24 protein-coding genes and 1 tRNA gene are annotated in these 22545 nt (G+C 66.8%); 13 read left to right on the top strand and 12 right to left on the bottom strand.

The features are described from left to right. Positions 1 to 170: 170 nt before the first annotated feature. Complete coding sequence (locus tag ACFK0J_RS01800) at positions 171 to 371, bottom strand: hypothetical protein (RefSeq protein WP_218472680.1); 201 nt, start codon at positions 369 to 371, stop codon at positions 171 to 173. A 276-nt stretch (positions 372 to 647) separates the two neighbouring features. Here ACFK0J_RS01800 and ACFK0J_RS01795 point away from each other — a divergent pair, with 276 nt between their 5' ends. From ACFK0J_RS01795 to ACFK0J_RS01785, 3 genes are all read left to right on the top strand, one after another. Further along, positions 648 to 779, top strand: coding sequence for a DUF6191 domain-containing protein (locus ACFK0J_RS01795; RefSeq protein ID WP_378735908.1), 132 nt, complete (start codon positions 648 to 650; stop codon positions 777 to 779). Between the two features lie 62 nt (positions 780 to 841). Continuing rightward, positions 842 to 1165, top strand: coding sequence for a hypothetical protein (locus tag ACFK0J_RS01790; RefSeq protein ID WP_378735905.1), 324 nt, complete (start codon positions 842 to 844; stop codon positions 1163 to 1165). A gap of 1 nt (position 1166) precedes the next feature. Beyond that, on the top strand, positions 1167 to 1784 hold the full coding sequence (locus tag ACFK0J_RS01785) for a carboxymuconolactone decarboxylase family protein (protein WP_378735904.1): 618 nt from the start codon (positions 1167 to 1169) through the stop codon (positions 1782 to 1784). A 20-nt stretch (positions 1785 to 1804) separates the two neighbouring features. On the opposite strand, the gene ACFK0J_RS01780 is transcribed toward ACFK0J_RS01785, so the two are convergent. Then, a complete protein-coding gene (locus ACFK0J_RS01780; RefSeq protein ID WP_378735902.1) occupies positions 1805 to 2659 on the bottom strand; it encodes an NAD(P)H-binding protein in 855 nt (284 codons plus the stop codon). Between the two features lie 62 nt (positions 2660 to 2721). Here ACFK0J_RS01780 and ACFK0J_RS01775 point away from each other — a divergent pair, with 62 nt between their 5' ends. Both ACFK0J_RS01775 and ACFK0J_RS01770 read left to right on the top strand, forming a co-directional pair. Then, entirely contained in the window at positions 2722 to 3105 is a 384-nt protein-coding gene (locus tag ACFK0J_RS01775; RefSeq protein WP_378735900.1) for a winged helix-turn-helix transcriptional regulator, read from the top strand. Between the two features lie 4 nt (positions 3106 to 3109). Continuing rightward, positions 3110 to 3547: a hypothetical protein gene (locus tag ACFK0J_RS01770; RefSeq protein WP_378735898.1), complete on the top strand. Its 438-nt coding sequence runs from the start codon at positions 3110 to 3112 to the stop codon at positions 3545 to 3547. A 45-nt stretch (positions 3548 to 3592) separates the two neighbouring features. On the opposite strand, the gene ACFK0J_RS01765 is transcribed toward ACFK0J_RS01770, so the two are convergent. From ACFK0J_RS01765 to ACFK0J_RS01755, 3 genes are all read right to left on the bottom strand, one after another. After that, positions 3593 to 3680, bottom strand: a tRNA-Ser gene (locus tag ACFK0J_RS01765). A gap of 104 nt (positions 3681 to 3784) precedes the next feature. Beyond that, positions 3785 to 4219 carry a nucleoside deaminase gene (locus tag ACFK0J_RS01760; RefSeq protein WP_378743396.1) on the bottom strand — a complete coding sequence of 145 codons (435 nt, stop codon included), beginning with the start codon at positions 4217 to 4219 and terminating at the stop codon, positions 3785 to 3787. A gap of 34 nt (positions 4220 to 4253) precedes the next feature. Beyond that, positions 4254 to 4793 carry a tRNA adenosine deaminase-associated protein gene (locus ACFK0J_RS01755; RefSeq protein WP_378735896.1) on the bottom strand — a complete coding sequence of 180 codons (540 nt, stop codon included), beginning with the start codon at positions 4791 to 4793 and terminating at the stop codon, positions 4254 to 4256. Between the two features lie 58 nt (positions 4794 to 4851). On the opposite strand from ACFK0J_RS01755, the gene ACFK0J_RS01750 reads away from it, so the two are divergent. Beyond that, positions 4852 to 5802, top strand: coding sequence for a prephenate dehydrogenase (locus ACFK0J_RS01750; protein WP_378735894.1), 951 nt, complete (start codon positions 4852 to 4854; stop codon positions 5800 to 5802). 120 nt (positions 5803 to 5922) lie between these two features. Here the strand turns inward: ACFK0J_RS01750 and ACFK0J_RS01745 are convergent, their stop codons facing one another. The 5 genes from ACFK0J_RS01745 to ACFK0J_RS01725 form a co-directional block, all read right to left on the bottom strand. Then, complete coding sequence (locus ACFK0J_RS01745; RefSeq protein WP_107653662.1) at positions 5923 to 6540, bottom strand: putative glycolipid-binding domain-containing protein; 618 nt, start codon at positions 6538 to 6540, stop codon at positions 5923 to 5925. A gap of 51 nt (positions 6541 to 6591) precedes the next feature. Then, complete coding sequence (locus tag ACFK0J_RS01740; protein WP_378743394.1) at positions 6592 to 8439, bottom strand: ABC transporter ATP-binding protein; 1848 nt, start codon at positions 8437 to 8439, stop codon at positions 6592 to 6594. A 32-nt stretch (positions 8440 to 8471) separates the two neighbouring features. Beyond that, complete coding sequence (locus ACFK0J_RS01735) at positions 8472 to 10295, bottom strand: ABC transporter ATP-binding protein (RefSeq protein ID WP_378735891.1); 1824 nt, start codon at positions 10293 to 10295, stop codon at positions 8472 to 8474. A gap of 357 nt (positions 10296 to 10652) precedes the next feature. Further along, positions 10653 to 12581, bottom strand: a complete 1929-nt coding sequence (gene fadD32 / locus ACFK0J_RS01730) for a long-chain-fatty-acid--AMP ligase FadD32 (RefSeq protein ID WP_378735889.1) — start codon at positions 12579 to 12581, stop codon at positions 10653 to 10655. A 105-nt stretch (positions 12582 to 12686) separates the two neighbouring features. After that, on the bottom strand, positions 12687 to 13934 hold the full coding sequence (locus ACFK0J_RS01725) for a KasA/KasB family beta-ketoacyl-ACP synthase (protein WP_378735887.1): 1248 nt from the start codon (positions 13932 to 13934) through the stop codon (positions 12687 to 12689). A 502-nt stretch (positions 13935 to 14436) separates the two neighbouring features. Here ACFK0J_RS01725 and ACFK0J_RS01720 point away from each other — a divergent pair. The 3 genes from ACFK0J_RS01720 to ACFK0J_RS01710 all read left to right on the top strand — a co-directional run bounded on the left by ACFK0J_RS01720 (position 14437) and on the right by ACFK0J_RS01710 (position 17071). Continuing rightward, the gene (locus tag ACFK0J_RS01720; RefSeq protein WP_378743392.1) at positions 14437 to 15570 is read left to right on the top strand and encodes a DNA cytosine methyltransferase; all 1134 of its coding nucleotides are present in this window, start codon (positions 14437 to 14439) and stop codon (positions 15568 to 15570) included. Then, positions 15567 to 16079 (top strand): very short patch repair endonuclease, encoded by a 513-nt coding sequence (locus tag ACFK0J_RS01715; protein WP_378735885.1) that lies wholly within the window; start codon positions 15567 to 15569, stop codon positions 16077 to 16079. The genes ACFK0J_RS01720 and ACFK0J_RS01715 overlap by 4 nt, the downstream gene beginning before the upstream one ends. 290 nt (positions 16080 to 16369) lie before the next feature. Beyond that, complete coding sequence (locus ACFK0J_RS01710; protein WP_378735883.1) at positions 16370 to 17071, top strand: DUF998 domain-containing protein; 702 nt, start codon at positions 16370 to 16372, stop codon at positions 17069 to 17071. Here the strand turns inward: ACFK0J_RS01710 and ACFK0J_RS01705 are convergent, their stop codons facing one another. Then, positions 17072 to 18646 (bottom strand): esterase-like activity of phytase family protein, encoded by a 1575-nt coding sequence (locus ACFK0J_RS01705; protein ID WP_378735881.1) that lies wholly within the window; start codon positions 18644 to 18646, stop codon positions 17072 to 17074. A gap of 117 nt (positions 18647 to 18763) precedes the next feature. On the opposite strand from ACFK0J_RS01705, the gene ACFK0J_RS01700 reads away from it, so the two are divergent. The 3 genes from ACFK0J_RS01700 (at position 18764) to ACFK0J_RS01690 (ending at position 21034) form a co-directional block, all read left to right on the top strand. Beyond that, a complete protein-coding gene (locus ACFK0J_RS01700; protein ID WP_378735879.1) occupies positions 18764 to 19156 on the top strand; it encodes a RidA family protein in 393 nt (130 codons plus the stop codon). 260 nt (positions 19157 to 19416) lie between these two features. After that, positions 19417 to 20148, top strand: coding sequence for a maleylpyruvate isomerase family mycothiol-dependent enzyme (locus tag ACFK0J_RS01695; RefSeq protein WP_378735877.1), 732 nt, complete (start codon positions 19417 to 19419; stop codon positions 20146 to 20148). 154 nt (positions 20149 to 20302) lie between these two features. After that, on the top strand, positions 20303 to 21034 hold the full coding sequence (locus tag ACFK0J_RS01690) for a phytanoyl-CoA dioxygenase family protein (protein ID WP_378735875.1): 732 nt from the start codon (positions 20303 to 20305) through the stop codon (positions 21032 to 21034). Between the two features lie 100 nt (positions 21035 to 21134). Here ACFK0J_RS01690 and ACFK0J_RS01685 read toward each other — a convergent pair whose 3' ends face one another. Next, positions 21135 to 21482 carry a DoxX family protein gene (locus tag ACFK0J_RS01685; RefSeq protein ID WP_378735873.1) on the bottom strand — a complete coding sequence of 116 codons (348 nt, stop codon included), beginning with the start codon at positions 21480 to 21482 and terminating at the stop codon, positions 21135 to 21137. 129 nt (positions 21483 to 21611) lie between these two features. On the opposite strand from ACFK0J_RS01685, the gene ACFK0J_RS01680 reads away from it, so the two are divergent. Next, complete coding sequence (locus ACFK0J_RS01680; RefSeq protein ID WP_378735871.1) at positions 21612 to 22466, top strand: hypothetical protein; 855 nt, start codon at positions 21612 to 21614, stop codon at positions 22464 to 22466. The last annotated feature ends 79 nt before the right edge of the window (positions 22467 to 22545 follow it).

The following is a 22545-nucleotide window of genomic DNA, read 5'->3' as shown; positions in this document are numbered from 1 at the left end:
GCATTCTTCATCGTGCGTCGGCACCCGCTGAGCAACCTCATTGACCGGTGCCCGAACTTGGGTCCTGCTTGCGTGCCGCCGACAGACGACGGACCTCGCACCCGTCGCCAGGTGCGAGGTCATCGAATGGGCTGCGCCGGTGCGCAGTCCGTGCTCACCGTTGCCGTTGCCTACGGACTTGGTTGCGGCACATTACAATCCGCGACCTTGGGGTTCACTCCCATGTAGTTGAGCGGGCCCGCGATCACGGTGACCGCGATGGTGCCGAACCCGGCGCAGTTCACCGGGCCGCTATCGAAGTAGTCGCGCTGTGCCGCGGCGACAACGCCGATCAGCAACCACACCAGGACAATAATGCTTCCGATTCTCATATTTCTCTCGCTCATCGGTCTCGAGCGGACTGTTCGACGGCGCATGGGCACATCACGTCCTTCCCGCACATAGCTATCGGGCGTATACCCTGGTTTCGCCGAAATATCCGCTCCAGCCGAACTATTGCTCGTCGGCGTGGACCGGCCGCGGCCGTGGCGCGACCTACGCGGCCCCGACCAGGGCGGAACCATCTCGGCGATGTCCGCGGCGGGACGCGACGACGGCCTGTCTGTGACGCAGGGAACATCGGAGCGCGTCCGATCCGTTCGAATGCCATGGCGTCGGTACTGCGCAAGTCGGTGTCGATGCTGCGCGACGAGGAAGCGGAGGGGGCGCCGCCGCTGGTCGGCGTCGACCTGGAACGGCGCACCGTCGTGCTGCGGCCCGAAGACCCGAAGCACGAATGAGGCTGGCGTCCTTACTCTTCCGATAGCGCGCGGCGGGGACCTCGATCAGCGACAATGGGTCGATGGGACGGCAGTCGATGAACGAGAAATGGCAGGCGTTCGGCGAGCATGTCGAGTCCGCGCCAGGGCAGTTGCCCGCCGAGGTGCGGCGGCAGATCCGTAGGCAGACAGCCGATTCCGCGGGCACTGACGGCATCCCCGCTGAGCTGGCCGCCTTCACCGACCTGGTCGCGGAGCGTTCGTACCGGGTCACCGAGGAGACCATCGCCGCGTTGTCGGCGGCGGGTCACAGCGATGACCAGATCTTCGAGGCGGCCGTCGTCGCGGCTTACGGCGCGGCCGACCGGCGCCTGCGCGCCGCCCGCCGCGCGTGGGAAGGACACTGAAATGTGGATCGGCGCAATCGAATCCGGCCATGATCGGCCGACCCGGGTGGTGCTCCGCACGATGGAGCTGTTCAGCCGGATGGAGGTTCCCGCGGTACTGAAGGTGCTGTTCTATCGGCACCGCTTCTTCGGGTCACCGCTGTCCGAACTCATCCAACAGGCCATGCGCGGGCCTTCGTTCTGGACGGTGGCCGAACGCGAGATCTTCGCTACCGCCACCTCGCAGGCGAACGAATGCCCGTTCTGCGCGTCGGCCCATCATGCGATAGCGGGCGTGTACACGGACATCAATGTCGTGCGACTGGCATTGGCGGACGGGGATGTTTCGCCGCTGCGTCCCGAGGCGCAGGCGATGCTCGACTTCCTCCGGAAGATGACCCGCGACCCCGACGGCCTCACCACCGGCGACGCCGACAAGATCCGGCACGCGGGAGTTTCCGCCGAGGCGTTCGACGAGGCCGTCTGGGTGGGCACCACGTTCAATGTGATCAATCGGCTGATGAACACCGTCGGCGCCGACCCGCTGGAGAGTAGGGACGCACGGGTCAGCGCGCGATTCATCAAGGCCGCCGGTTACAAGGTTCCGCCACCGGTTCGGCTTTTCTCTCGTGGCGTTTGACGACTGGCCGACAGTTGTCGTCAGCGAAAGTCCGCGGCGTGGTCGGTTGCCCATTCGGCGTAACTGCGGGCGGGTGAGCCGGTGACATCCCGCACCGTCGACGTCGGCTGGCCAGGCGCGTCGACCATCGCCGCCAGTCCAGCGAGCACGAAGTCCGCGTACTCCGGCGGGACCCAGCCCATGTACTGCTTGGCCTGCTCCGGCGTTATCTCCTCCCATTCCAGTGGACGCCCCAATGCCCGGCCGATGGCCGTTACCTGCTCGACTCGAGTCAGCGACGCCGACCCGGTCAGCTCGTAGCGTGCCCCGGCGTGCCCCTCGCTCGTCAGTGCGCGCACGGCGACCGCGGCGATGTCGGCCTCGTGCAGCAGGGTCATCGATGCCGCTCCGTATACCCCGCGCACCACATTGCCCGCGCGGATCTGCGGTGCCCATTCCAAAGTGTTGGTCGCGAAACTATGGGGTCGCAGGAAGGTCCATTCCAGTCCGGACTCCACGATCGGCCGTTCGATGATCGCGTGCGCTCGGCCGATCGGATTGTCCTGCTCGTCGACGTCGTCGCGGACCGCGCCGGAGGACAACAGGACGATGCGGCTCGCTTGTCCCGCAATCGCTTTCACCGCAGCGGTCGCTATGTCGGCGGACAACATCGGCCAGGTCAGATATACCGCGTCCACTCCTTCGAGCGCACGGGTCAGGGTGTCCGGCACGGATAGGTCGCCGGGCACGACCTCCACCCCGGCGGGCAGCGATGCCGCAGCGGGCTTGCGGACGAGCGCGCGGACCGCCACCCCGGTAGTCGTGAGCTGCGAAACCACTTGTCCGCCAACGTGACCGGTCGCCCCGATCACCAGAATCCTGTTTGGTTCAACCATGGGCTCACCATACGAATGGAGCTAACTTCAAGTAAGGCCCTACCTAGAAGTAAGCTCAGGACGTGGAAGTAGGTTTCGAGGCCAATGGGTCGTCGACCGCCCCCGGACGTGACGTATTCGACAGTGATTGCCCGGCTCGCACCGTCCTCGACAAGCTGACCAGTCGTTGGGGCGTCCTGATTCTGGCGTCCCTGCGCGATGGGCCGATGCGATTCCATGTGCTGCGTGACCGGATCGGTGGCATCAGCGAGAAGATGCTGTCCCAGAATCTCCGCACCTTCACCGGCTACGGCCTCACCGAGCGCACCGTGGAGCCGACCACCCCGCCGAAGGTCTCCTACGCGCTCACGCCGATGGGTACGGAAGTGGCGGAGCAATTGCATGGGCTGTTGGAATGGGTCAGTGTGAATACCGAGGACATCGTGAAATTCCAATCAAGGAGGTAGCACGATGAGCAGGGCTTTCTCCCGCGCCGTTGCCAGCGCCGCGGCCTTCGCGGCCATGACCGTCACAGTCGCCCTGTCCGGCGCCCCGGCGCACGCCGACGTGACCGATGTCAGTGTCGCAGTCGGCCCGGACGGCTTGCTGACCGGCTGCCGTTACCAGGTGACCGCGACGGTCACCGATGCGGAGGTCCCGCCTGGCTCGGTGTTCTTCATGCTCGCGGGCGGCGTCATCCCCGGCAATGGCGAACGGATCCCCGGCGAGGCCGTCCACCACCCGGCGAACAACACCGTCACCACCACCTGGACACCCACCCGAATCGGCCCGCAAAACCTCATCGCCATCCAGAGCATCCCCGGCCGGTACACCTCGCAGGCCTACATCCCCGTCGAAGTCGTAGGCACCGGATTCGACACCGGCAGCTCCTGCCCACGCCTGGGATAGGGACAAAGATAAAGCCCCTCACCTGTGACAGGTGAGGGGCTAGAGCGGTGGCGGAGGGATTTGAACCCTCGGAGGGGGGTTACCCCTCACACGCTTTCGAGGCGTGCTCCTTAGGCCGCTCGGACACGCCACCGCCGACAACCATACCGGAACGCTGCCCGATCGCTAAATCCCCAGGGGAGCTGCGGATGTGGTGTGACTTGACGCACGAAATCGGGCGCGGAGGGTGTCGGGAGGTCAGCGCTGGGTGCGGAAAAAGGCGTCGAGCAGGGCGGCGCAGTCGGCTTCCAGGATGCCGCCGCGAACTTGGGGACGGTGGTTGAGGCGGCGGTCGCGGACTACGTCCCACAGGGAGCCGACGGCACCGGTCTTGGGTTCCCAGGCGCCGAAGACCAGCCGCGATACCCGGGCCAGGACCAGGGCGCCCGCACACATGGTGCAGGGTTCCAGAGTTACCGCGAGGGTGGCGCCTTCCAGCCGCCAGCCGTCACCGTTGACCTCGGCGGCGCGGCGGAGGGCGAGCACTTCGGCGTGCGCGGTGGGATCGCCGAGGGCTTCTCGCGCGTTCGCGGCGCGCGCGAGTTCCCTACCGTCGGCGTCGAATACGACGGCGCCGACCGGAACGTCGCGTGGGTCCGCCGCGGCGGCCGCGGCGATCGCGGCGCGCACCATGTCGGTGTCCGACGGGAGGGACGGGCCGTCCACGTCAGCGGGGCAGCTTGTCCAGCACCGCCGATAGTTCGTCGGCGAAGCCGAGGCGTTGGGCGATCATGCCGAGCTGCTCGTCCGGGTAAAGGTCGGTCTCGGCGAGGATGACGCTCAGCACCGGCTCGGGCAGGCCGAGGTCGGCGAGCACCCCGAGGTCGCCTTCCTCCCATGGCTCGATGTCGTCGAGCTCGTCGGGATCGATGTCCGGGATTTCCACATTCAGGGCGTCGAGTACGTCCGCGGCGATGTCGTAATCAATGGCGGCGGTCGCGTCCGATACCAGCATCCGGGTGCCGCTCGGCGCGGGCCGGACCACGATGAAGAACTCGTCGTCGATGTCCAGCAGCCCGAACACGGCGCCCGAGCTGCGCAAAGCCTTCAGTTCGTTTTCCGCCGCGGACAAATCCGTGAGCGCGGCCTGGCTCAGTGGGCTGCACCGCCATTTGCCCTCTTCGCGGACAACCGCCACTGCGAACCCTTCTACGTCGTCGTAATCATCCGACGCCGCCCTATTCGTGCCCGAGCGCTGTGCTGCCATGGCCGCAACGGTAGTCTGTGCGAGCGGAAATGTTGAAGTCGTATGCGAATCTGTTCGGGTGACTTCTGCTGCGAAAGCGCCCGTGTGCGTCCTCGGAACAGGCTTGATCGGCGGTTCCCTGCTGCGCGCCGCCGTCGCCGCCGGCTATGCCGCCTGGGGTTTCAACCGCTCGGCCGCCGGGGCGAAAGCCGCGAGAGCCGACGGTTTCGATGTCACCGAAGACCTGCCCGCCGCACTGGCACGGGCCGCCGAAGCCGACGCGCTGATCGTCCTCGCGGTGCCGATGCCCGCGGTCGAGCATCTACTCGCGTCCATTGCCACGTTCGCGCCGGACTGCGTGCTGACCGATGTGGTCAGTGTGAAAGCGCCGGTCGCCGCCGCCGTGCGCGCGCAAGGTCTGTCGGCCCGCTACGTGGGCGGGCATCCGATGGCGGGCACCGCCGAATCCGGATGGGCCGCCACCGATTCCGGCTTGTTCCGCGACGCGGTGTGGGCGGTCGGAGTGGACGAGGGCACCCATGTCGACCCGTGGACCAGGGTGGTGCGGCTGGCTCTGGACTGCGGCTCGGTGGTCGTCCCGGTGGTCGCGGACGAGCACGACCGCGCGGTGGCCCGGATCTCGCACCTGCCGCATGTGCTGGCCGAGGCGCTGGCGGCGGCGGGGGCGGCGGGCGGTGAACTGGCACTCGGACTGGCGGCGGGTTCGTTCCGCGACGGCACCCGGGTCGCCGCCACCGCGCCCGATCTGGTCCGCGCCATTTGTGAACCGAATTCCGCCGCACTGTTGGCGGTGCTCGAGGAAACGCTCACCGTGCTCGGCGCCGCCCGCGACAGCCTGCGCGCGGACAATTCCCTCGCCGATCTCGTGGAAGCCGGACACGATGCCCGTGAACGCTATGAAACCGCGCAACGATGGAAAATCACCGATATCCGCCCCGGCGACCACAATTGGCTGGTGAACTTGCGGGACGCGGGCAGGCGCGGCGGGGTTATCACCAGCTTGAACTGATTACCACGCCCGACTGGCCATCCCGGCGGACGCCCGGTTCCAGTCGGGACGTCGCGGCCCGATTCGGTATTCGCCGGAATGCCGAGGGTCAGCTCACCAAAATGGCGGGTATACCGAATGTCAAATACGTTCGGCGAGGCCCGGGTAGTCGAGCAGGAAACCGTCCGCGTCGACCGTGACGGTGGCGCTGGAGACCGGGGACAGCACGCTGATGCCGTCGGCGGCGCTGCTGTAGGTCAGACTCGCCTCCTGGACCAGCAGGTCGGGCAGGCGCACGTAGACGACCGGGACCTGGACGTCGTGCACCGCGTGCTGCAGATCGAACCGACGGATCGGCAGCGTGTTGAAGAACGGGCTGAGCACCACGTCGACATCGAGCGCACCGGCGAAGGTGGAGCGCACGTGGCTGCCGCCCGCGTCGACGAGCCAGTAGTTCTCCTCGTCCCTGGCGATGGACGCGTGCCGCTCGCCCGCGGCCGTGGTGGTGCGCAGCGAGAGGCGCTTGGTGGCGCCGCTCTCGTCGGTGACCAGGTCGTAGGACGCGCTGAACGCCGGATGGTCGTCGCACGCGCCGCCGATCATCCGACCGGCGGCGCGGATGCGATTGCCGTTGAGGGTCACGCGCACCGACTCCATCCGCGACGCGTTGTGCGCGCGCCAGGTGAGAATCGCCGGCCAACGGGAGGCCGGTGGCGTCTCGGGGCCAGAGGCTTGGCTCTCGGGGGCTGGGGTCGTCACGTATCTACCGTAAGCGACACCGAGCTGTTGGCCGCACCACACCAGCCCGCATCACACCAGGGACTCCCGCCACGCCGCGTGCAGGGTGGCGAACCGCCCGGTGCCCGCGATCAGCTCGGCCGGCGTGCCGTCCTCCACGACGCGCCCGGATTCCAGGACCAGCACCCGGTCGGCGATGGCCACGGTGGACAGCCGGTGCGCGATGATCACGGCGGTGCGGCCGCGCAGCACCGTTTCCAGGGCCTGCTGGATCAGCCGTTCGCTCGGGATATCCAGGCTGGAGGTGGCCTCGTCCAGCACGATCACCGCCGGGTCCGCCAGGAAGACCCGGGCGAACGCGACCAGCTGCCGCTGGCCGGCGGACAACCGGCCGCCGCGCTTGCGCACGTCGGTGTCGAAGCCCTCCGGCAGCGCCTGCACGAAGTCGTACAGTCCGACCGCACGGGCCGCCGCGAACACCTCCGCGTCGGTCGCGTCCGGCCGGCCGAGCCGAATGTTGTCGGCGACGGACCCGGAGAACAGGTAGGACTCCTGGGTGACCATCACGACATTGCGGCGCAGGTCGGCGTCGGCGATGCGGCGCAGGTCGATGCCGTCCAGGGTGACCGTGCCACTGGTCGGGTCGTAGAACCGCGTCAGCAGCTTGGCCAGCGTCGACTTGCCCGCACCGGTGGCGCCGACCAGCGCGACCACCTGTCCGGCCGGGATGTCCAAGGAGAACTCCGGCAGCACCTCGCGGTCGGGACCGTAGCCGAACGAGACCCGATCCAGCAGCACCGCACCGCTCGCCTTCGCCAGCGGCGTCGGGTCGGTCGGTTCCCGCACCGTCGGCTCCTCCTCGAGCACGCCGGAGATCTTCTCCAGCGCCGCGGCCGCGGACTGGTACGAGTTGAACACCTGGGCGAGTTCGTCGAGCGGTCCGTAGAACTCGTTGAGGTACAACAGGTATGCCGCGAGCACACCCACCGCGAGATGGCCCTCGATCACCTGCCACGCGCCGACCAGGATGATGATCACCGTGGTCAGGTTGCCGAGCAGCCTGGTCAGTCCCGCGTAGTCACCCATGCCGCGCATGGCCGTCGTGGTCGCCTGCTGGTATTCGGTGTCCTCGTAGGCCAGCACCGATTCGTTGCGCTGCTCACGACGGAACGTCTGCACCGCGCGCATGCCGCCCATCGACTCGACGAACTGCACGACCACCTTCGCGATGGCGCCACGGGTGCGGCGGTAACCGGCCCGCTGCCTGCGCTGCGCCCATCGGGTGACGAACACCAGCGGCACGAAGCCGACCAGCACGATCGCGGCCAGCGTCAGATCGAGGTAGACCAGCAGCACCGCGATGGTGAGCACCGAAAGGATCGCGCTCAGCGCCTGATTCAGCGCGCTCTCCAGCAGCTCCTGCAGCGTCTCGATATCGCCGGTGAGCCGCGAAACCACCTTGCCCGAGGTGTACTTCTCGTGGAAGGCGACGTCGAGCCGCTGCATGTGTGTGAACGATCGCACCCGCAGGTCGAACAGCACGCTCTGACTCAGCTTGCCCGACACCCGCAGGAACAGGAACGTGGTCACCACGCCGAGCAGCACCGCGGCGAGATATCCACCGGCGGTCCAGGCCAGCGGGGCCCAATTGCCTTTGCCGCCTTCGCGGATGCCGGTATCGAGGCCGTGCGCGACGAACAGCGGCGCGGAGACCATCGCGGCGTTGTCCACCACGATCAGCACCAGCGCGAGCGCCGCCAGCTTGCGGTACGGCCGGACCAGGTCGAGCAGCAGTCGCCGGGATCGCTCGGCCAGCACCAGGTTTCCGGCCTGGGTGACCTCTTTGTCCTCGCTGGCGATGCCGCGCCAATCGGCGGCCTCGTCGCCCTGTTTTTTCAAGACGACCGAATCCTCATGCACTGCCGCGTCTTTCGACGTGACCGTCTCCGTGCTCACTGCTCCTCACCTCCCATCAGTTCTCGGTATCGGCTGCTGGTACGCAGCAGTTGGTCGTGTGTGCCCTCGGCCACGATCCGGCCTTCGGCCAGTACCACGACCCGATCGGCCAGCGCCGCCGTCGACGGCCGGTGTGCGACAAGCAGCGTCGTCGCGCCGGCCAGCACGGTGCGCAACCGTTCCTGCACCCGCTCCTCGGTTTCCACATCGAGCGCGGACAGCGGGTCGTCGAGCACCATGATCCGGCTGCGGCTCCCCTGCCCCGCCCCGCTCAACACGGCGCGGGCCAGCGCGAGCCGCTGCCGCTGACCGCCGGACAGGCTGAGTCCCTGCTCGCCGATCCTGGTGTCCAGTCCCCACGGCAGGTTGTCGACGAACTCGGTGGCCTGCGCGACATCCAGTGCGCGACGCACATCGGCGTCGGTGGCGGCCGGGTCGCCGAGTGCGACGTTCTCCCGCACGCTCGCCGAGAACAGCACCGGCTCCTCGAACGCGACCGAAACCAGAGACCGCAGATCGGCGAGCCGCATGGACGCGATGTCGATGCCGTCGATGGTGATCACGCCGCCGGACAGGTCGTAGAGCCGGGGAATCAGGTTGAGCAGCGCGGTCTTTCCGCTACCGGTCGCGCCGACCAAGGCGACGGTCTCGCCGGGCCGAACCTTGAGTGAAACATCGTGCAGCACCTCCCCTTTCGCATCGGGGAACGCGAACTTGACGCCTTCCAGGCGCAATTCGCCGACGATCACATCCGGCAGCTCCACCGGATCGGCCGGGTCGGTGATGTCGACCGGGGTATCGATGATCTCCCAGTACCGATCACCCGCCGTGCGAGCGTCGTTCAGCTCGGCGAGCAGGAAGCCGGTCCAGATGATCGGCCACTGCAGGAAGTTCGCCAGCGTGATGGCCGCGACCAGGGTGCCGAGCGTCATCGACCCGTGCACCACCGCGTAGCCGCCGTAACCGAGCGCGAACGCGATCGCCAACTGCGGCAGACCGGTCATCGCCGACCAGAGCCGCGCGTCCAAGCGCACCTTGAGCAGTTCGGTCTGCTGGAGTTCGCGCGACTGAGCGGTGAACCGGCCGCCGAAGAACACGCCACGACCGAATGCCTTCAGCACCCGCACGCCCTGGGCCGACTCTTCGGCGATGGTGGCCAGGTCGCCGGACTGGTCCTGGGACCGCCGCGACGCCTTCGAGTACTCCCGCTCGAAGCGAATGCAGATGTAGGTCAACGGAATCGCGATGATCGCGAAGATCAGGCCGATCTGCCAGCTCAACCAGACCAGCGCCAGCAGGCCGATCGGAATCAGGAAGATGTGGATGATCAGGAACGGCCCGGCGAACGCGACGAAGCGGCGCATGGTGGCCATATCGTCGACCGCACGCGAGAGCAGCTGACCAGACTCCCAGGAGTCGTGCCGTCCGATGGACAGCGACTGCAGCTTGCGAAAGATCTTGGCGCGCATGGTGATCTCGAACTCGGTCGCCGGTTTGGAGACCAGCCATCGGCGCCCCCACACGCCGAACGCTTCCAGCAGACCGAGCAACAGCACCAGCAGTACCGGCCCGACGACCCCCGCGAAATCGCGCCGGGCGATCGGCCCGTCGATGATCCGCGCGAGCAGCAGCGGAATGACGATCGCCGTCAGCGAGGCGAGGATCGCGAGCGTCGTCGCGCCGAGCAGGGCACGCCGATGTGGGCGGACATACGGCCAGAAACGCCGCAGCGATTGCAGGCGGCCGGGCGCGGACGCCGCGGGCCGCTCCGGTCTGTCGGCCTCCGGATCGGCCGTTGCGACGTCCAGTGCAACTGACATAGCTCCCCCTCGAGGTCTGTGGATTGCGGTGTCGTGAAGCGGGACACTCGGTGATGTTCGCATCGAGGTCCGACATTTCAGGGTGGCAGCATCGCCCGGATCAGCCAACCGATTTTCCGGGCGCACCGATACCCCCGCGTCCGCGTTCGTGCTGGATATCACCGTTGGTTCGGTCCCGACAACCTTCATGACGACAGCAAACAACCTCGAGTAACCTCGAGGTCAAGGGTGGCTCATATGCCGGACGTCCCGGGCCGCGGTGGGAAAGTTCCGCGGCACCGGGACGTCCGGTGACCTCGACGCCCAGATCGTGGGCGCCGAGGTCCGTGAATTCGAATGTTCGAACGAGGTCGAGCTCTAGCGAACGCCCGCGCTCTCGGATTCCCGCTCCGCCGGAGCGTCCGGGAATGCCTGCTGCTGATATCCGCCGCGCAGCGTGCCGTCAAGATAAGCGGCCCGGCAAGCCCGGCGGGCGATCTTGCCGCTGGAGGTCCGCGGAATCGAACCCGCGGGCACCAGCAGCACATCACGCACCGTCACACCGTGCCGCTGGGAAACGGCCGCGCGCACGGTGTCGGCCACCGGCCCGGTTTCCAACTTCCCCGCGCCGGTGTTGCGTTCGGCGACGATCACCAGTTGCTCGGAGTTGTCCTCGGCATCGAAATTCAGGCCGGAATGGCTGCCTTTTTCGAAGACCAGCGCCGGAAGTTCGTTGGCGGGCACCGAGAATGCCGCGACGAAGCCGGGCCGCAGCGCCGTGCTGGATTCCTGCGCCGAGAACTCCAGATCCTGCGGGTAGTGATTGCGGCCGTCGACGATCACCAGATCCTTCACCCGGCCGGTGATGTACAGCTCGCCGTCGAGGTAGGCGCCGTAATCGCCGGTGCGCATCCAGTTGGCGTCCTCCGGCGTCCCCTCCGCATGACTGCCCTGCGCCTGCCGGGCGGTCAGTTTGGCCTGGAAGGTGGCCACGGTTTCGTCGGGCTTACCCCAATAGCCGATGCCCATGTTCTCACCGTGCAACCAGATCTCGCCGACCTCGCCGTCCGGGCGTTCGACGCCGGTTTCCGGATCCACGATGGTCGCCCACTGCGACAACGCGACGTAGCCACAGGACACCTGAGCGATCGCATTGTCGGTACCCGGCTCGACCTCGACCATCCGGCCCGAATTCAATTGGGCGCGATCGACATACACCACCCGCGCCTCGTCCTCGGCCTTGGTCGCCGAGACGAACAACGTCGCCTCCGCCATGCCGTAGCAGGGCTTGATCGCCGTTTTCGGCAGCCCGTACGGGGCGAATGCCTCGTTGAACTTTTTCATCGATGACACCGACACCGGCTCGCTGCCGTTGATCAGGCCGATCACATTCGACAGATCGAGCTCTTCGCCCGCCTTCGGCTTGCCGCGCGCCGCGGCGTGCTCGAACGCGAAATTCGGTGCGGCGGCGAAGGTTCCGGCTCCATCGGAGGCGGCGGCCAATTCCTTGATCCAGCGGTACGGACGGCGAACGAACGCGCTCGGCGACATGATGGTGATGAATCCGCCGCCGACGGTCGGCAGGATCACACACAGCAAACCCATGTCGTGGAACAGCGGCAGCCAGGTGACGCCGCGCGAATTCTCGGTCACCCCAATCGCATCGATCATCTGCAGCAGATTCGTGCCGACCGCGCGATGGGTGATCTCCACGCCCGCAGGCGTTCTGGTGGAGCCCGAAGTGTATTGCAGGTAAGCGACGCTGTCGATATTGATATCCGGCCGCACCCAGGTCGCGCCGACGCTGTCCGGAATCGCTTCCACCGCAATGATCCGCGGGCGCTGCGCCGCGGGCAGATGCCGGAAGAAGTTCCGCACACCGCCCGCCGCGGAACCGACGGTGAGGATCGCCGCGGGCGTGCAGTCGCTGAGCACCGCGGTGAGCCGGTCGGTGTGCCCCTGCTCTTCCGGGTCGAACAGTGGAACTGCGATATTGCCCGCGTAGACGGCGGCGAAAATGGAGACGACATAGTCGAGCCCTTGCGGGGCCAGAATCGCTACTCGATCGCCTGGTCGAGTCACCTGCTGCAGCCGGGCCGCAACGGCCCGTAGCCGCACGCCGAACTGCCGCCAGGTGAGCTCGTGATACTCGCCGTCACGTTCCCGCGAATAGTCGATATAGCGGTAGGCGAGGTCGTCGCCGTTCTCCGCGCTGTGCTTGTCGACGAAGTCGATCAGGGTCTTGTCACCGCGGATCTTGATATTGCCCTGGTCGTCCAAATAGTCGTCGAAGGTCTCGTCGATCATCGCCTTATCCTTTTGCCAAAGCACGCATACAGCCGTGCAGTTACACCGAACACAGGTCGATAACGAAGCGTCGGGAAGGCTAGCAGGTGCGTAGCCTTCCGACGCTCAGTACCGCCCGAAGGCGATCGCCACGTTGTGTCCGCCGAAACCGAACGAGTTGTTCACGGCGTAATCGATTCGGCCCTGCCTGCTCTGGCCCTTGACGATGTCGAGGTCGATGGCCGGATCCTGGTTGTCCAAATTCAGCGTCGGCGGGACGACGCCGTCGCGCACGGACAGCACGGTGATCACGGACTCCAGCGCGCCGACCGCGCCGATCGAATGCCCGAGCGCCGATTTCGGCGCGTAGACCGAGGCGTGATCACCTACCGCCGCCTTGATCGCTTGCGCCTCAGCGGTATCGCCGATCGGCGTGGCGGTGGCGTGCGCGTTCACATGGGTGACGTCGCGCTTGGTCAATCCGGCCTTCTCGATCGCGCGGGTCATCGCGCGCGCGGCACCCTTGCCCTCGAGGTCGGGCGCGACCAGGTGGAAGGCGTCGGAGGTGATGCCTGCCCCCATGATTCGCGCGTGGATCGTCGCGCCGCGCGCCTTGGCGTGCTCCTCGGTCTCGATGATCATCATCGCGCCCGCCTCACCGAACACGAAGCCGTCCCGGTCCTTGTCGAACGGCCGCGAGGCGCTCTTGGGATCGTCGTTGCGGGTGCTCATCGCGCGCATCATGGTGAACGCCGCGATCGGCACCGCCTGGATGGAACCCTCGACACCGCCGGTGACCACCATGTCGGCGTCACCCATCACGATCATCTGCCACGCGTTCGCGATTGCCTCCGAGCCCGACGAGCAGGCCGACACCGGCGTGACCACGCCCGCCCCGGCGCCGAGTTCGATGCCGACGCAGGCGGCCGACCCGTTCGGCATGATCCGTTGCACGGTCAGCGGTGAAATCTTGCGGTAGCCACCGTTTTTGATCCGGTCCCTGGCGTCGATGATGTACTCGCCACCGCCGAGACCGGTGCCGATGGCGACGCCGAGCCGGGTCTTGTCCACCTCCGGGCTGCCCGCGTTGCGCCACACTTCGCGGCTCAGCACCGTGGCCATCTGCTCCACATACGACAGGGTGCGCGCTTCGACGCGGGTGAGGCTCTCGGTGGGCGAGACCTTCAGATGTCCGCCGATCCGGACCGGCAGCTCGAACTGCTCGATGAAGCTGTCCTCTAGGACGTCGATGCCGCTTTCGCCGTTGAGCAGGCCCTTCCACGTCGAATCGACGTCACCGGCGATCGAGGTGGTCGCCGCCAGGCTGGTGACGACAACGTTGGGAAAGCTCCTGTTTTTCGAAGGTATCTGCATGTTCGCTCACTTTCCCTAGCGTGACTACTAAGAAATTTGTCGAGCCCGAAACTGGTGGAGCAAGCACCTTGTGGAGCAATGGCATTTCGCATGCGGACGGGCCGCCGTGGAACAAGGGCATCCGCGCGTATCGCGCTGGAGCGCAGGCAGATCAGTCCGCCGAGCCTGTCATCAGGGCCGCACACATGATCGGCCGATGAGCATTATCGAGGAGCAGCAGACCGATCATGTTGCTGACACGCGGACGGTACCAGGCGTTCCCCCGCCTCCGCTCCGGCCATCGGCAAATCCGACGCCGAAGTTTGTCCGCCGAGGCCCGTTCCGGGTACCGCCGCCCTTTCTCCGCACCGCCGGATTCGCGCTCGATCGCCGCCGTTCCGAGCGCCGTCATGGCGTTGTTCGCGGACGGTTACCGGCAACTCGAGTAACCTCTCCCCGGCACGGGCGCGACGGCGGGTGGCCCGAGGACGCGAGGAAGGGACGGTCGGTGACGGGCGCGCGGATGGTCGGGCTGTTCGCCGGGATCGGCGGGCTCGAGCTCGGCCTCGGGCAAAACGGCTGGCAAACCGAGCTGCTCTGCGAGATCGACGCGGGCGCGCAGGGGGTACTCGCCGCCCGCTTTCCCGACGTGCCACTGCATTCCGACATCACCAGGTTGCGTGCCATACCCGCCGGGACCGAGTTGGTCGCGGCCGGGTTCCCCTGCCAGGACCTGTCCCAGGCCGGTCGCACCGCGGGCATCACCGGGACCAGGTCGGGGCTGGTCGACGAGGTGTTCCGGCTGGTCCGCCGCAAGCGTGGGCCGCGCTGGCTGTTGATCGAGAACGTGCCCTTCATGTTGCAACTAGGGCGCGGCGCCGCCATGCGGCACATCACCGCGGCGCTGGAGGAGCTCGGCTACACCTGGGCTTATCGGGTAGTGGACGCGCGCGCGTTCGGCCTGCCACAGCGCCGTCAGCGGGTGCTGATGCTGGCCTCGCGGACCGAGGACCCACGCGGCGTGCTGTTCGGTGACGACGCCGGGCCACGGATCGTCGGCGACGCCGACCGCGACCCGTGCGGGTTCTACTGGACCGAAGGGGTGCGCGGGCTGGGCTGGGCGGTGAACGCGGTGCCGACGGTGAAGGGCGGGTCCGCGCTGGGTATCGCCAGTCCGCCCGCGGTGCGGCTGCCGTCCGGCGAGATCGTCACACCCGGTCTGGTGGACGTGGAACGGTTGCAAGGTTTCGCCCCCGGCTGGACCGCGCCCGCGGGTGAGGTGCCGGGCATCCGGCAGGGGCATCGGTGGAAGCTGGTCGGTAACGCGGTGAGTGTGCGCATGGCGGGCTGGGTGGGATCGCGGTTGGCCGCGCCACTGGACCCGATTCCCGGTGACCAGCCGCTGACGCCGGGAACACCGTGGCCGGTGGCGGCTTGGGGTCGCAACGGGACGGCCTATCGGGTGCCGGTGTCGACCTGGCCGGTGCACGAACCGTACGAGGATCTGCGGAACTTCCTCACCGATTCGCGGCTGCTGTCGGCGCGGGCGACCGCCGGGTTCCTGCGCCGGGCGGGCATGGGCAGCCTGCGGTTTCCGCCGGGATTCCTCGACGATGTGGAGAGTCATCTCGATCGGATGGGCGGCTGGGCGGCATGAGCGAGTGGGCGGGCGCGGCGCGACGATCGGGCGACCCGCCCGACGATGCGCGGCAACTCCCGTCTTCTGCGGAAAAGTCGGAATCGAGTCGCGGTGGTGGAACCCGACGACCGAACACCGACGCGGCGACCAGCGCGCGGATGGCGCGGCAGCGGCGGACCGGGACGAAGCCCGAACTCGCGCTGCGGCGGGAACTACATCGGCGGGGGGTGCGCTATTTCGTCGATCGGGCGCCGATCCGGGGCCAGCGGCGGCGGGCCGACCTGGTATTTCCGCGACTACGGGTCGCGGTCTATGTGGACGGTTGCTTCTGGCATCGGTGCCCACAGCACGCGACCGATCCGCGAAACAACGCCGAGTGGTGGGCGGCCAAGCTGGCCGGGAATGTGGCGCGGGACCGGGCAACCGACGCGGCGCTGATTGCGGCCGGTTGGCAGGTGATACGTGTGTGGGAGCACGAAGACACCGTTGCCGCTGCCGAGCGGGTGCTTGCCGCGCTCGGGCGGTGAATTATCGGGACCGGACCCGAACCAATGTGCGCGGCGCGTGGGCGGCGAGATAGCTCGATGCCACCATCACCGCCATCACGGCGACTCCGGCGGCGGCTGTTGCGTAGCCGATCATGGGGACCTCCTTGGGAACGCTTCCCTGACAGCCTGTCCGTCGAACCTGACAGGAGCCTGTGCGCTGGTTGACAAACCCGTGTGTTTGATCCCATCGGCGGCCGAGTCCGAGACACTCCGAACGCGCTGACCTACCGTTTGATCATCAGTCCGGCGGCAGGTAGGAGAATGAGTCCGTGACAGGTAGCCGGAAGATCGCCGAACGGCGCGTGCGGGTGGCGTCCTTGGTGATCGCGGCGGCGATCCTGGTCGCGGGGGTCTGCTATTCGTCCTGGGTGCTGGAGTTCGTTCTGAAGATCGACGTCGACCCGGTCAACTCGTTCCTCAGCGAGCTCGACGCGGAAGGCAAGCCCTACCGTGCGGTTTTCGCGACCGCCGACAAGATCGTCGGCGCCTTGCTGATCCCCGCCGCGATCGGCGGGCTGCTGGTGTTCCCGCGGCGGCGCTTCACCACGGTCGGCTGGGTCGCGCTGTTCTGCTTCGGTGCGGCAACCATCGCTGATGTGTTGCTGCCACTAAAGGATTGCACCGTGAGCGACGCGGGGTGCGGCGGCGGCAGCGAGCTGTTCCCGCAACTGCACCAGCCGCACGCGCTGTCGAGCACCATCGCCGTCACCTCGATCGCCGTCGCCACCTTCGCGTTCAGTTTGGCCGCGTTCCGCTATCACCGCTGGCGGATTCTGCGCGAGTTCGGGCTGGTCGTGCTGGTGGTCGGCTCGGTGGCGACGGTGTGGATGCTGGTCGCCGACAACCTGACCGGGAACTACGCGCTCGGGATCGCCCAGCGGATCCAGGTCGGTTCTATGTCGCTGTGGTTGATCACGCTGGCCGCCGCGGTGATTCTGGAGGGCCGGGAGTGGACCGACCCCGACGAATAGCTACTCGACGTTCAGCTTGACCGTGTGACTATCGGTCTCGGCGGGCAGCTTGGTGGTGTCGACGAAGAGGATTTCGCCGCTGTCCTGCACGCCATTGGGCAGCGTCTTGGGCTTCAGGACGAACGGCGGCTGCTCGCCCTGGCTTCCGGCAAGGCCGAAGTCGCTGTCGTTGGCGATGTAGAGCGTCTTGCCGCCGTCCAGGGTGGCGACGCCCTCGATCTTGTCGTGGCCGAAGAACTTTCCGTCGGCGTCGAGTTCCTTGACGAGGGTGGCGAGATCGAGGTGCTCGGTCTTGGCGGCCGGGGTGACGCCCGCTTTGGTCAGCGCGGCGATGCTGTCCGCGGTCGAGACCGGGCCGACCAGCGTCTCCAGCGGCTTGCCGTCGATCTGGAGGCCGCCGCGTTCCGGATCATATTGTGCGCCGGGCACCTTCGCGTCGGGGCCGACGTCGGTGGCGTTGGCGATATCGACGGCCCACAGCTTCTTGTCCGACTTCGGCGCGAGCGCGCCATCGCGTTCGTCGATCAGGAAGGTGGTCGCGCTCAGCGCGGTGATCTCGGAGTCGGCGACCTTGGTGCTCTTCGGATTCTCCAGCGGGACAATGAATTCCTTCAGCGCCTTCGTCTTCAGGTCGACGGTGACGATGCGGGTCAGCGGCACGTCCTTGGCGGAGCCGCTGAGACCCGGGGTGTTGAGCCCGCTCTGCAGCACACCGACGAGCGTGCTGCCATCAGGGGTGATGGTCAGACCCTCCATGCCCTGGTTCGGTGTGCGTAGCGAAAGTTCCTTGGGCAGGCCGGAACCGGGGGCGAGGCGCTCGATCTCGGCACCCTTGGCGTCGAAATGCACTAGGAACGGGCCGTATTCGTCGGATACCCAGAAGGTGCCGTCAGGTAGTGCGACCAGACCTTCGGGGTCCAGGCCGTGGTCGGTGGGTGGCAGTACATTTCCGGCGAGGTCCTTGATGGTTTCGCCGGTGTTCGCGGCGACATCGACCTGGCCGTTGAACGGGACACCAGCGGCCGTGTGCAGATCGATGCTGGATTGCAGCACCGCACGGGTGCCGACAAGCTTGAAGCGGGCGATCTTCGGCACGAAACTCGGTGTCGGCGAAAGCTTCTCGTTCTTGCCGGGGCCGTCCACGTTCGGGCCGCGGTCGGTGAGCCCGTAGAACTCGTCCGCGCTGCCCGGCACCGGGGTCCACGCCGAGCCGAATCCACTGCCCTGCACCGTTGTTCCACCGAACTCGCCGAGCACCGGAAAGTCGGTGGTGTACAGGCGGACCGCGTCGGTGGTGGTCACCTCGAAGCTGTCGGATCCCAGGTACCCGGCGTCGGGGGTGTAGACGAGCGCACCGTCGACGCGGCGGCTCAGCTTGCCGTGCGCCGGATCGGCGATGCGAACGGCGGCGCTGCCACCGGTCTTGGCGAGCAGGTCATCCAGGGAGATCACCAGGGGCTGGTCTTTGGTCGCGGTGAAGTCCGCGCCCGAATCGTTCGATGAGCAGCCTGCGGCCAGTACGCCGACGCAGAGTGCGGCGACGGCGGTGATGCGGGGTCGAGAATGAGCTTTCACTGCGCCTGCCTACCGGGTCGATCCGACGGGTGGACGACGCCGAGATGACAACTCGGTGTCGCTGCCCGCCGTTCGCGACCGCTGGCTCCAAGATCAGCCCCATGCGATGCTGTCGCCATGACTGGTCGCGTGAACATTTCCTCCGGCTCCGAGTTCGAAGCCATCGTCGGCTACAGCCGGGCCGTCCGGGTCGGCAACACCATCGCGGTCAGCGGCACCACCGCCTCGATTCCCGGCCACGCCGCGGTCGGCGGCGACGATATCGGCGAGCAGACCCGGGAAGTCCTGCGCCGCATCGCCACCGCCCTCACCGACGCGGGCGCGAGCCTCGCCGACGTCGTCCGCACCCGCATCTTCGTCACCGACATCACCCGCTGGTCCGAGGTCGCCAAGGCACACGCCGAGGTCTTCGGCGACATCCGCCCCGCCACCGCCATGTACCAGGTCAGCGCCCTCATCACCCCCGCCCTGCTGGTCGAAATCGAAGCGGACGCCATCGTCACCGAGTGATTGCGGGTGGTACCCCCAGAGCTTTCGTACGCCCCACAAGGCGTGTTGGCCCTGTGTGGCGCGTGGACACTCTGTGAGCTCAGGAAGCCCGTTGGGTTGACGCTTTGGGAGCGATCCTCGGGTCGCACCCACAGAGCTTTCATACGCCTCACAAGGAGTGCCGACCCTCTGCGGCGTCCGGAGACTCTGTGAGCTCGGGAAGCACGTTTGGTTAGCGCATTGGGCGGCGGGTTGTGATCGGGGTCGCTAGGGTCGCAGGTGTGACCAGTGCAGCTCCGGACGGCCCTGTCTCGCTCGACACTCTCGGCGAGGCGACCGATCGTTTCCTCGACACCATTCGCAAGCTGAGCAATGACGATGTGATCGGGGCATCGTTGTTGCCGGGCTGGACTCGTGGGCACGTGCTCGCACACACCGCCCGGAACGCCGACAGCTTGCTCAATCTGCTGTTGTGGGCGCACACCGGCGTCGAGATACCGCAGTACGCGAGCATGTTCCTGCGCGACTTCGACATCGAAGCCGGTGCGCCGCGCCCCATCGCCGAACAGCTCGTCGACAACGAAGCCGCCGCCAAGCGCTTTCTCGCACTCGCGAATTCGCTGACCGACGACGTCTGGCACGCGGAAGTCCGCACCCGCCAAGGGCGCCCGATTCCAGCACTCGAAGTGCGCTGGATGCGCCTGCAAGAGGTCGGAATTCACCACGTGGACCTGAACGCGGGCTACCAGCCCGCCGACTGGCCGGCACCTTTCGTCGCCCGCATCCTCCGCCAGGCGACCGTCGACATGAACCGAATCACCACCGCGGCAACCGAACCGACAGCAGCCTTCGAACTGCAAGCCACCGACACCGACTTCACCGGCATAGTCGGCGCCGACACCCCAACCGGCACCATCACCGGCCCCGCTGCCGCCCTCGCCGCCTGGCTCCTCGGCCGCTCCGACGGCTCCGACCTCACCGGCAACCTCCCCACCCTCCCCGCCTGGAAATAGACCCCCCGCCGTTCTGGCCCTCTTTCAGCCGCGCACCCTTCCTGTCAGCCGTACACCGGGTGCGCGACTGACAGGAACGGTGCGCGGTACCGCGGGACCTGCTCAACCGAAAATGGTTCGCTTGCGGTAGGTGGCTCGGCCTAACGTGGTAGCCGTGTTGGGTCAGGAGGAATTACGCACCTTCGCTGAGCAGGGCTTCCTCGTATTGCCTCAGGTCGTGTCCCATGAGCTGGTGGCCAAGGCGGCAGCGGCCGTGGACGGTTCGATCGCGGCCGAGCCGCCAGGGCCCGGTGTTCGCGGTCCGTACTTCTACTTCCCAGCGTCGCAACAGGTTCCCGATCTCCTGTCATTGTTGATGGACAGCCCCGCCTTCGCGCTGGCCGAATGCCTCACCGGGCCGAACACTTTGACGCCGCCGGAGCAGGTACAGATCGCCTTGAACATCCCGCCGTTCTCCCATCGCCCGGGCGGACCCCACATCGACGGCTTTCCTCCTGAGCCGGACGGGCGACCGGGGACATTCACATTGCTCGCCGGTGTCTTGCTCTCCGACCAACTCGACGAAGACGCCGGAAACCTCTGGGCCTGGCCAGGAACACATCTGACCCATGCGGAGTACTTCCGCCGACACGGCCCCGACGCGTTCTTCAAGGCAGCCGGTTATCCACACATCACACTGCCGGAACCAGTACAGATCCGCGGGCGAGCGGGTGACCTACTCCTGGCGCACTACTTGCTCGGCCACAATATCGGCGGCAACACGGCGAAGCAGACCCGACGAGCGATCTACTTCCGAGTCAAGCGATCCGGGCACGATCCACGCTGGCGTGAGTTCCTGCAGGACCCATGGCTGGAGTACGACCCGATACGCGGCCTCCCAACCTGACGCCACAAACCACAAAGCCCCGCCCCTCGATATGTTCGAGGTAGCGGGGCTTCGGCGGTGATCGGGGACGCTTGCTGTTCGACCGCAACGGCTTCCGCGCTCAGGCCGCAGCGCCCAGCCCCGCGGCAACGATCACCGGCACCATGTACATCAACGGGAACGGAATGTGCGCATACGCCCCTGCCCGAATATTCGTGACAACCGCCCCGGCGAAGTACAGCACCACCCCGATCGCAGCCAGTACACCGACCACCGGCACGAACAACCCGACCACAAGTCCGACCGCCCCCGCCGCTTTGGCAACCCCCAGCCAGGTCCACCACGATTGCGGCACACCATATTCGGTCAACGGATCCACCACCCAGCTGGCTCGAAAGAAGATCGACCCCGCCGAAAACCCCACCCAAGCGGCAGCCAAAACAGTGACAACAACATATGCGACGTACATCGGAACGAGCTCCTTGCGAGTGATGTTCGGGACCAACACCCAGTAGACGAAGCTCCCCCACCGAGTGTGACAACCGCAGCCTCCCTCCCTGAATCGCGCGAAAAAGGCGAGTTTCGATGGAAGTGCGCGGTGCCCGCGAGAATCGGCTACATGACCGGCTTCGTGCTGACAGATGAACGGCGGAACGAACTGGCGGCGCTGCTGGCGGACGAGCAGCGGCTTCGTGCGGAGTATCCGAGGGTGGCGGAGTATCTGGATACGGCACCGCGGTTGTCCGGTACCGGCGATCCCGGCGCCGACTCGGCGTTCGATCTTCGGCTCGTGCACTACATGGCCGGTGGGAAGTCGCCTACGGGTAACCCGTACTGGGACATCGTCGCACCTTCGGTAGGCGACGACGGTGGACGTCGAGTCGTGAACGGCGGCAGACCCAGCGGTAGTGCGCGACTCGCATTCGCTCAAACGATCCTGCAAGCGGCGTATGCGTATGCGGTGCCCTCACCGGAAACAATCGACTGGCTGGCACGCTTCAGCGAAGGGCGTCAGGTGCTCGAACTGGGCGCGGGACGCGGGTACTGGGCTGGGCAGCTCGCCGCGCAGGGCGTTGATGTCGCTGCGTTCGACGTGGAGCCGCCGAACAGCACTACGAACGTGTCGTTCCCCGGAGCGGCGGGCCAACTGGATGTGTGGCACCCGGTTGGCGGACTCGACGAGTTCAACGCCGAACTCAATAGCGACTGTGTCCTGTTCCTCTGCTGGCCCCCAGGATGGGGCGACCCGATGGCATCTAAAGCACTACGGGAGTTCGAATCCAGGGGCGGCACTCGGCTGGTCTACATCGGCGAACCCAAGGGCGGAAAGACCGGCGACAACGCCTTCTTCGACCGCCTCACGGAGCAGTGGGCTCTGGAATCCCAGGACTCGCAGCACGTTTCGTGGTGGAACCTCACCGATCTAGCGCAAGGTTGGGTGCGCAAGGCTTAGGGCTGCGAACAACGACCTCGTTCGCGGTTTGCCCATCCAGCGTTCCCGCTGTCCAAAAGTGCGGCTGAAGGGATTCGAA

It is taken from the genome of Nocardia brasiliensis (assembly GCF_042691675.1).
GTDB lineage: Bacteria > Actinomycetota > Actinomycetes > Mycobacteriales > Mycobacteriaceae > Nocardia > Nocardia brasiliensis_D.
The sequence above is the reverse complement of the archived record's forward strand: the minus strand, read 5'-3'. Positions and strand labels throughout refer to the sequence as shown.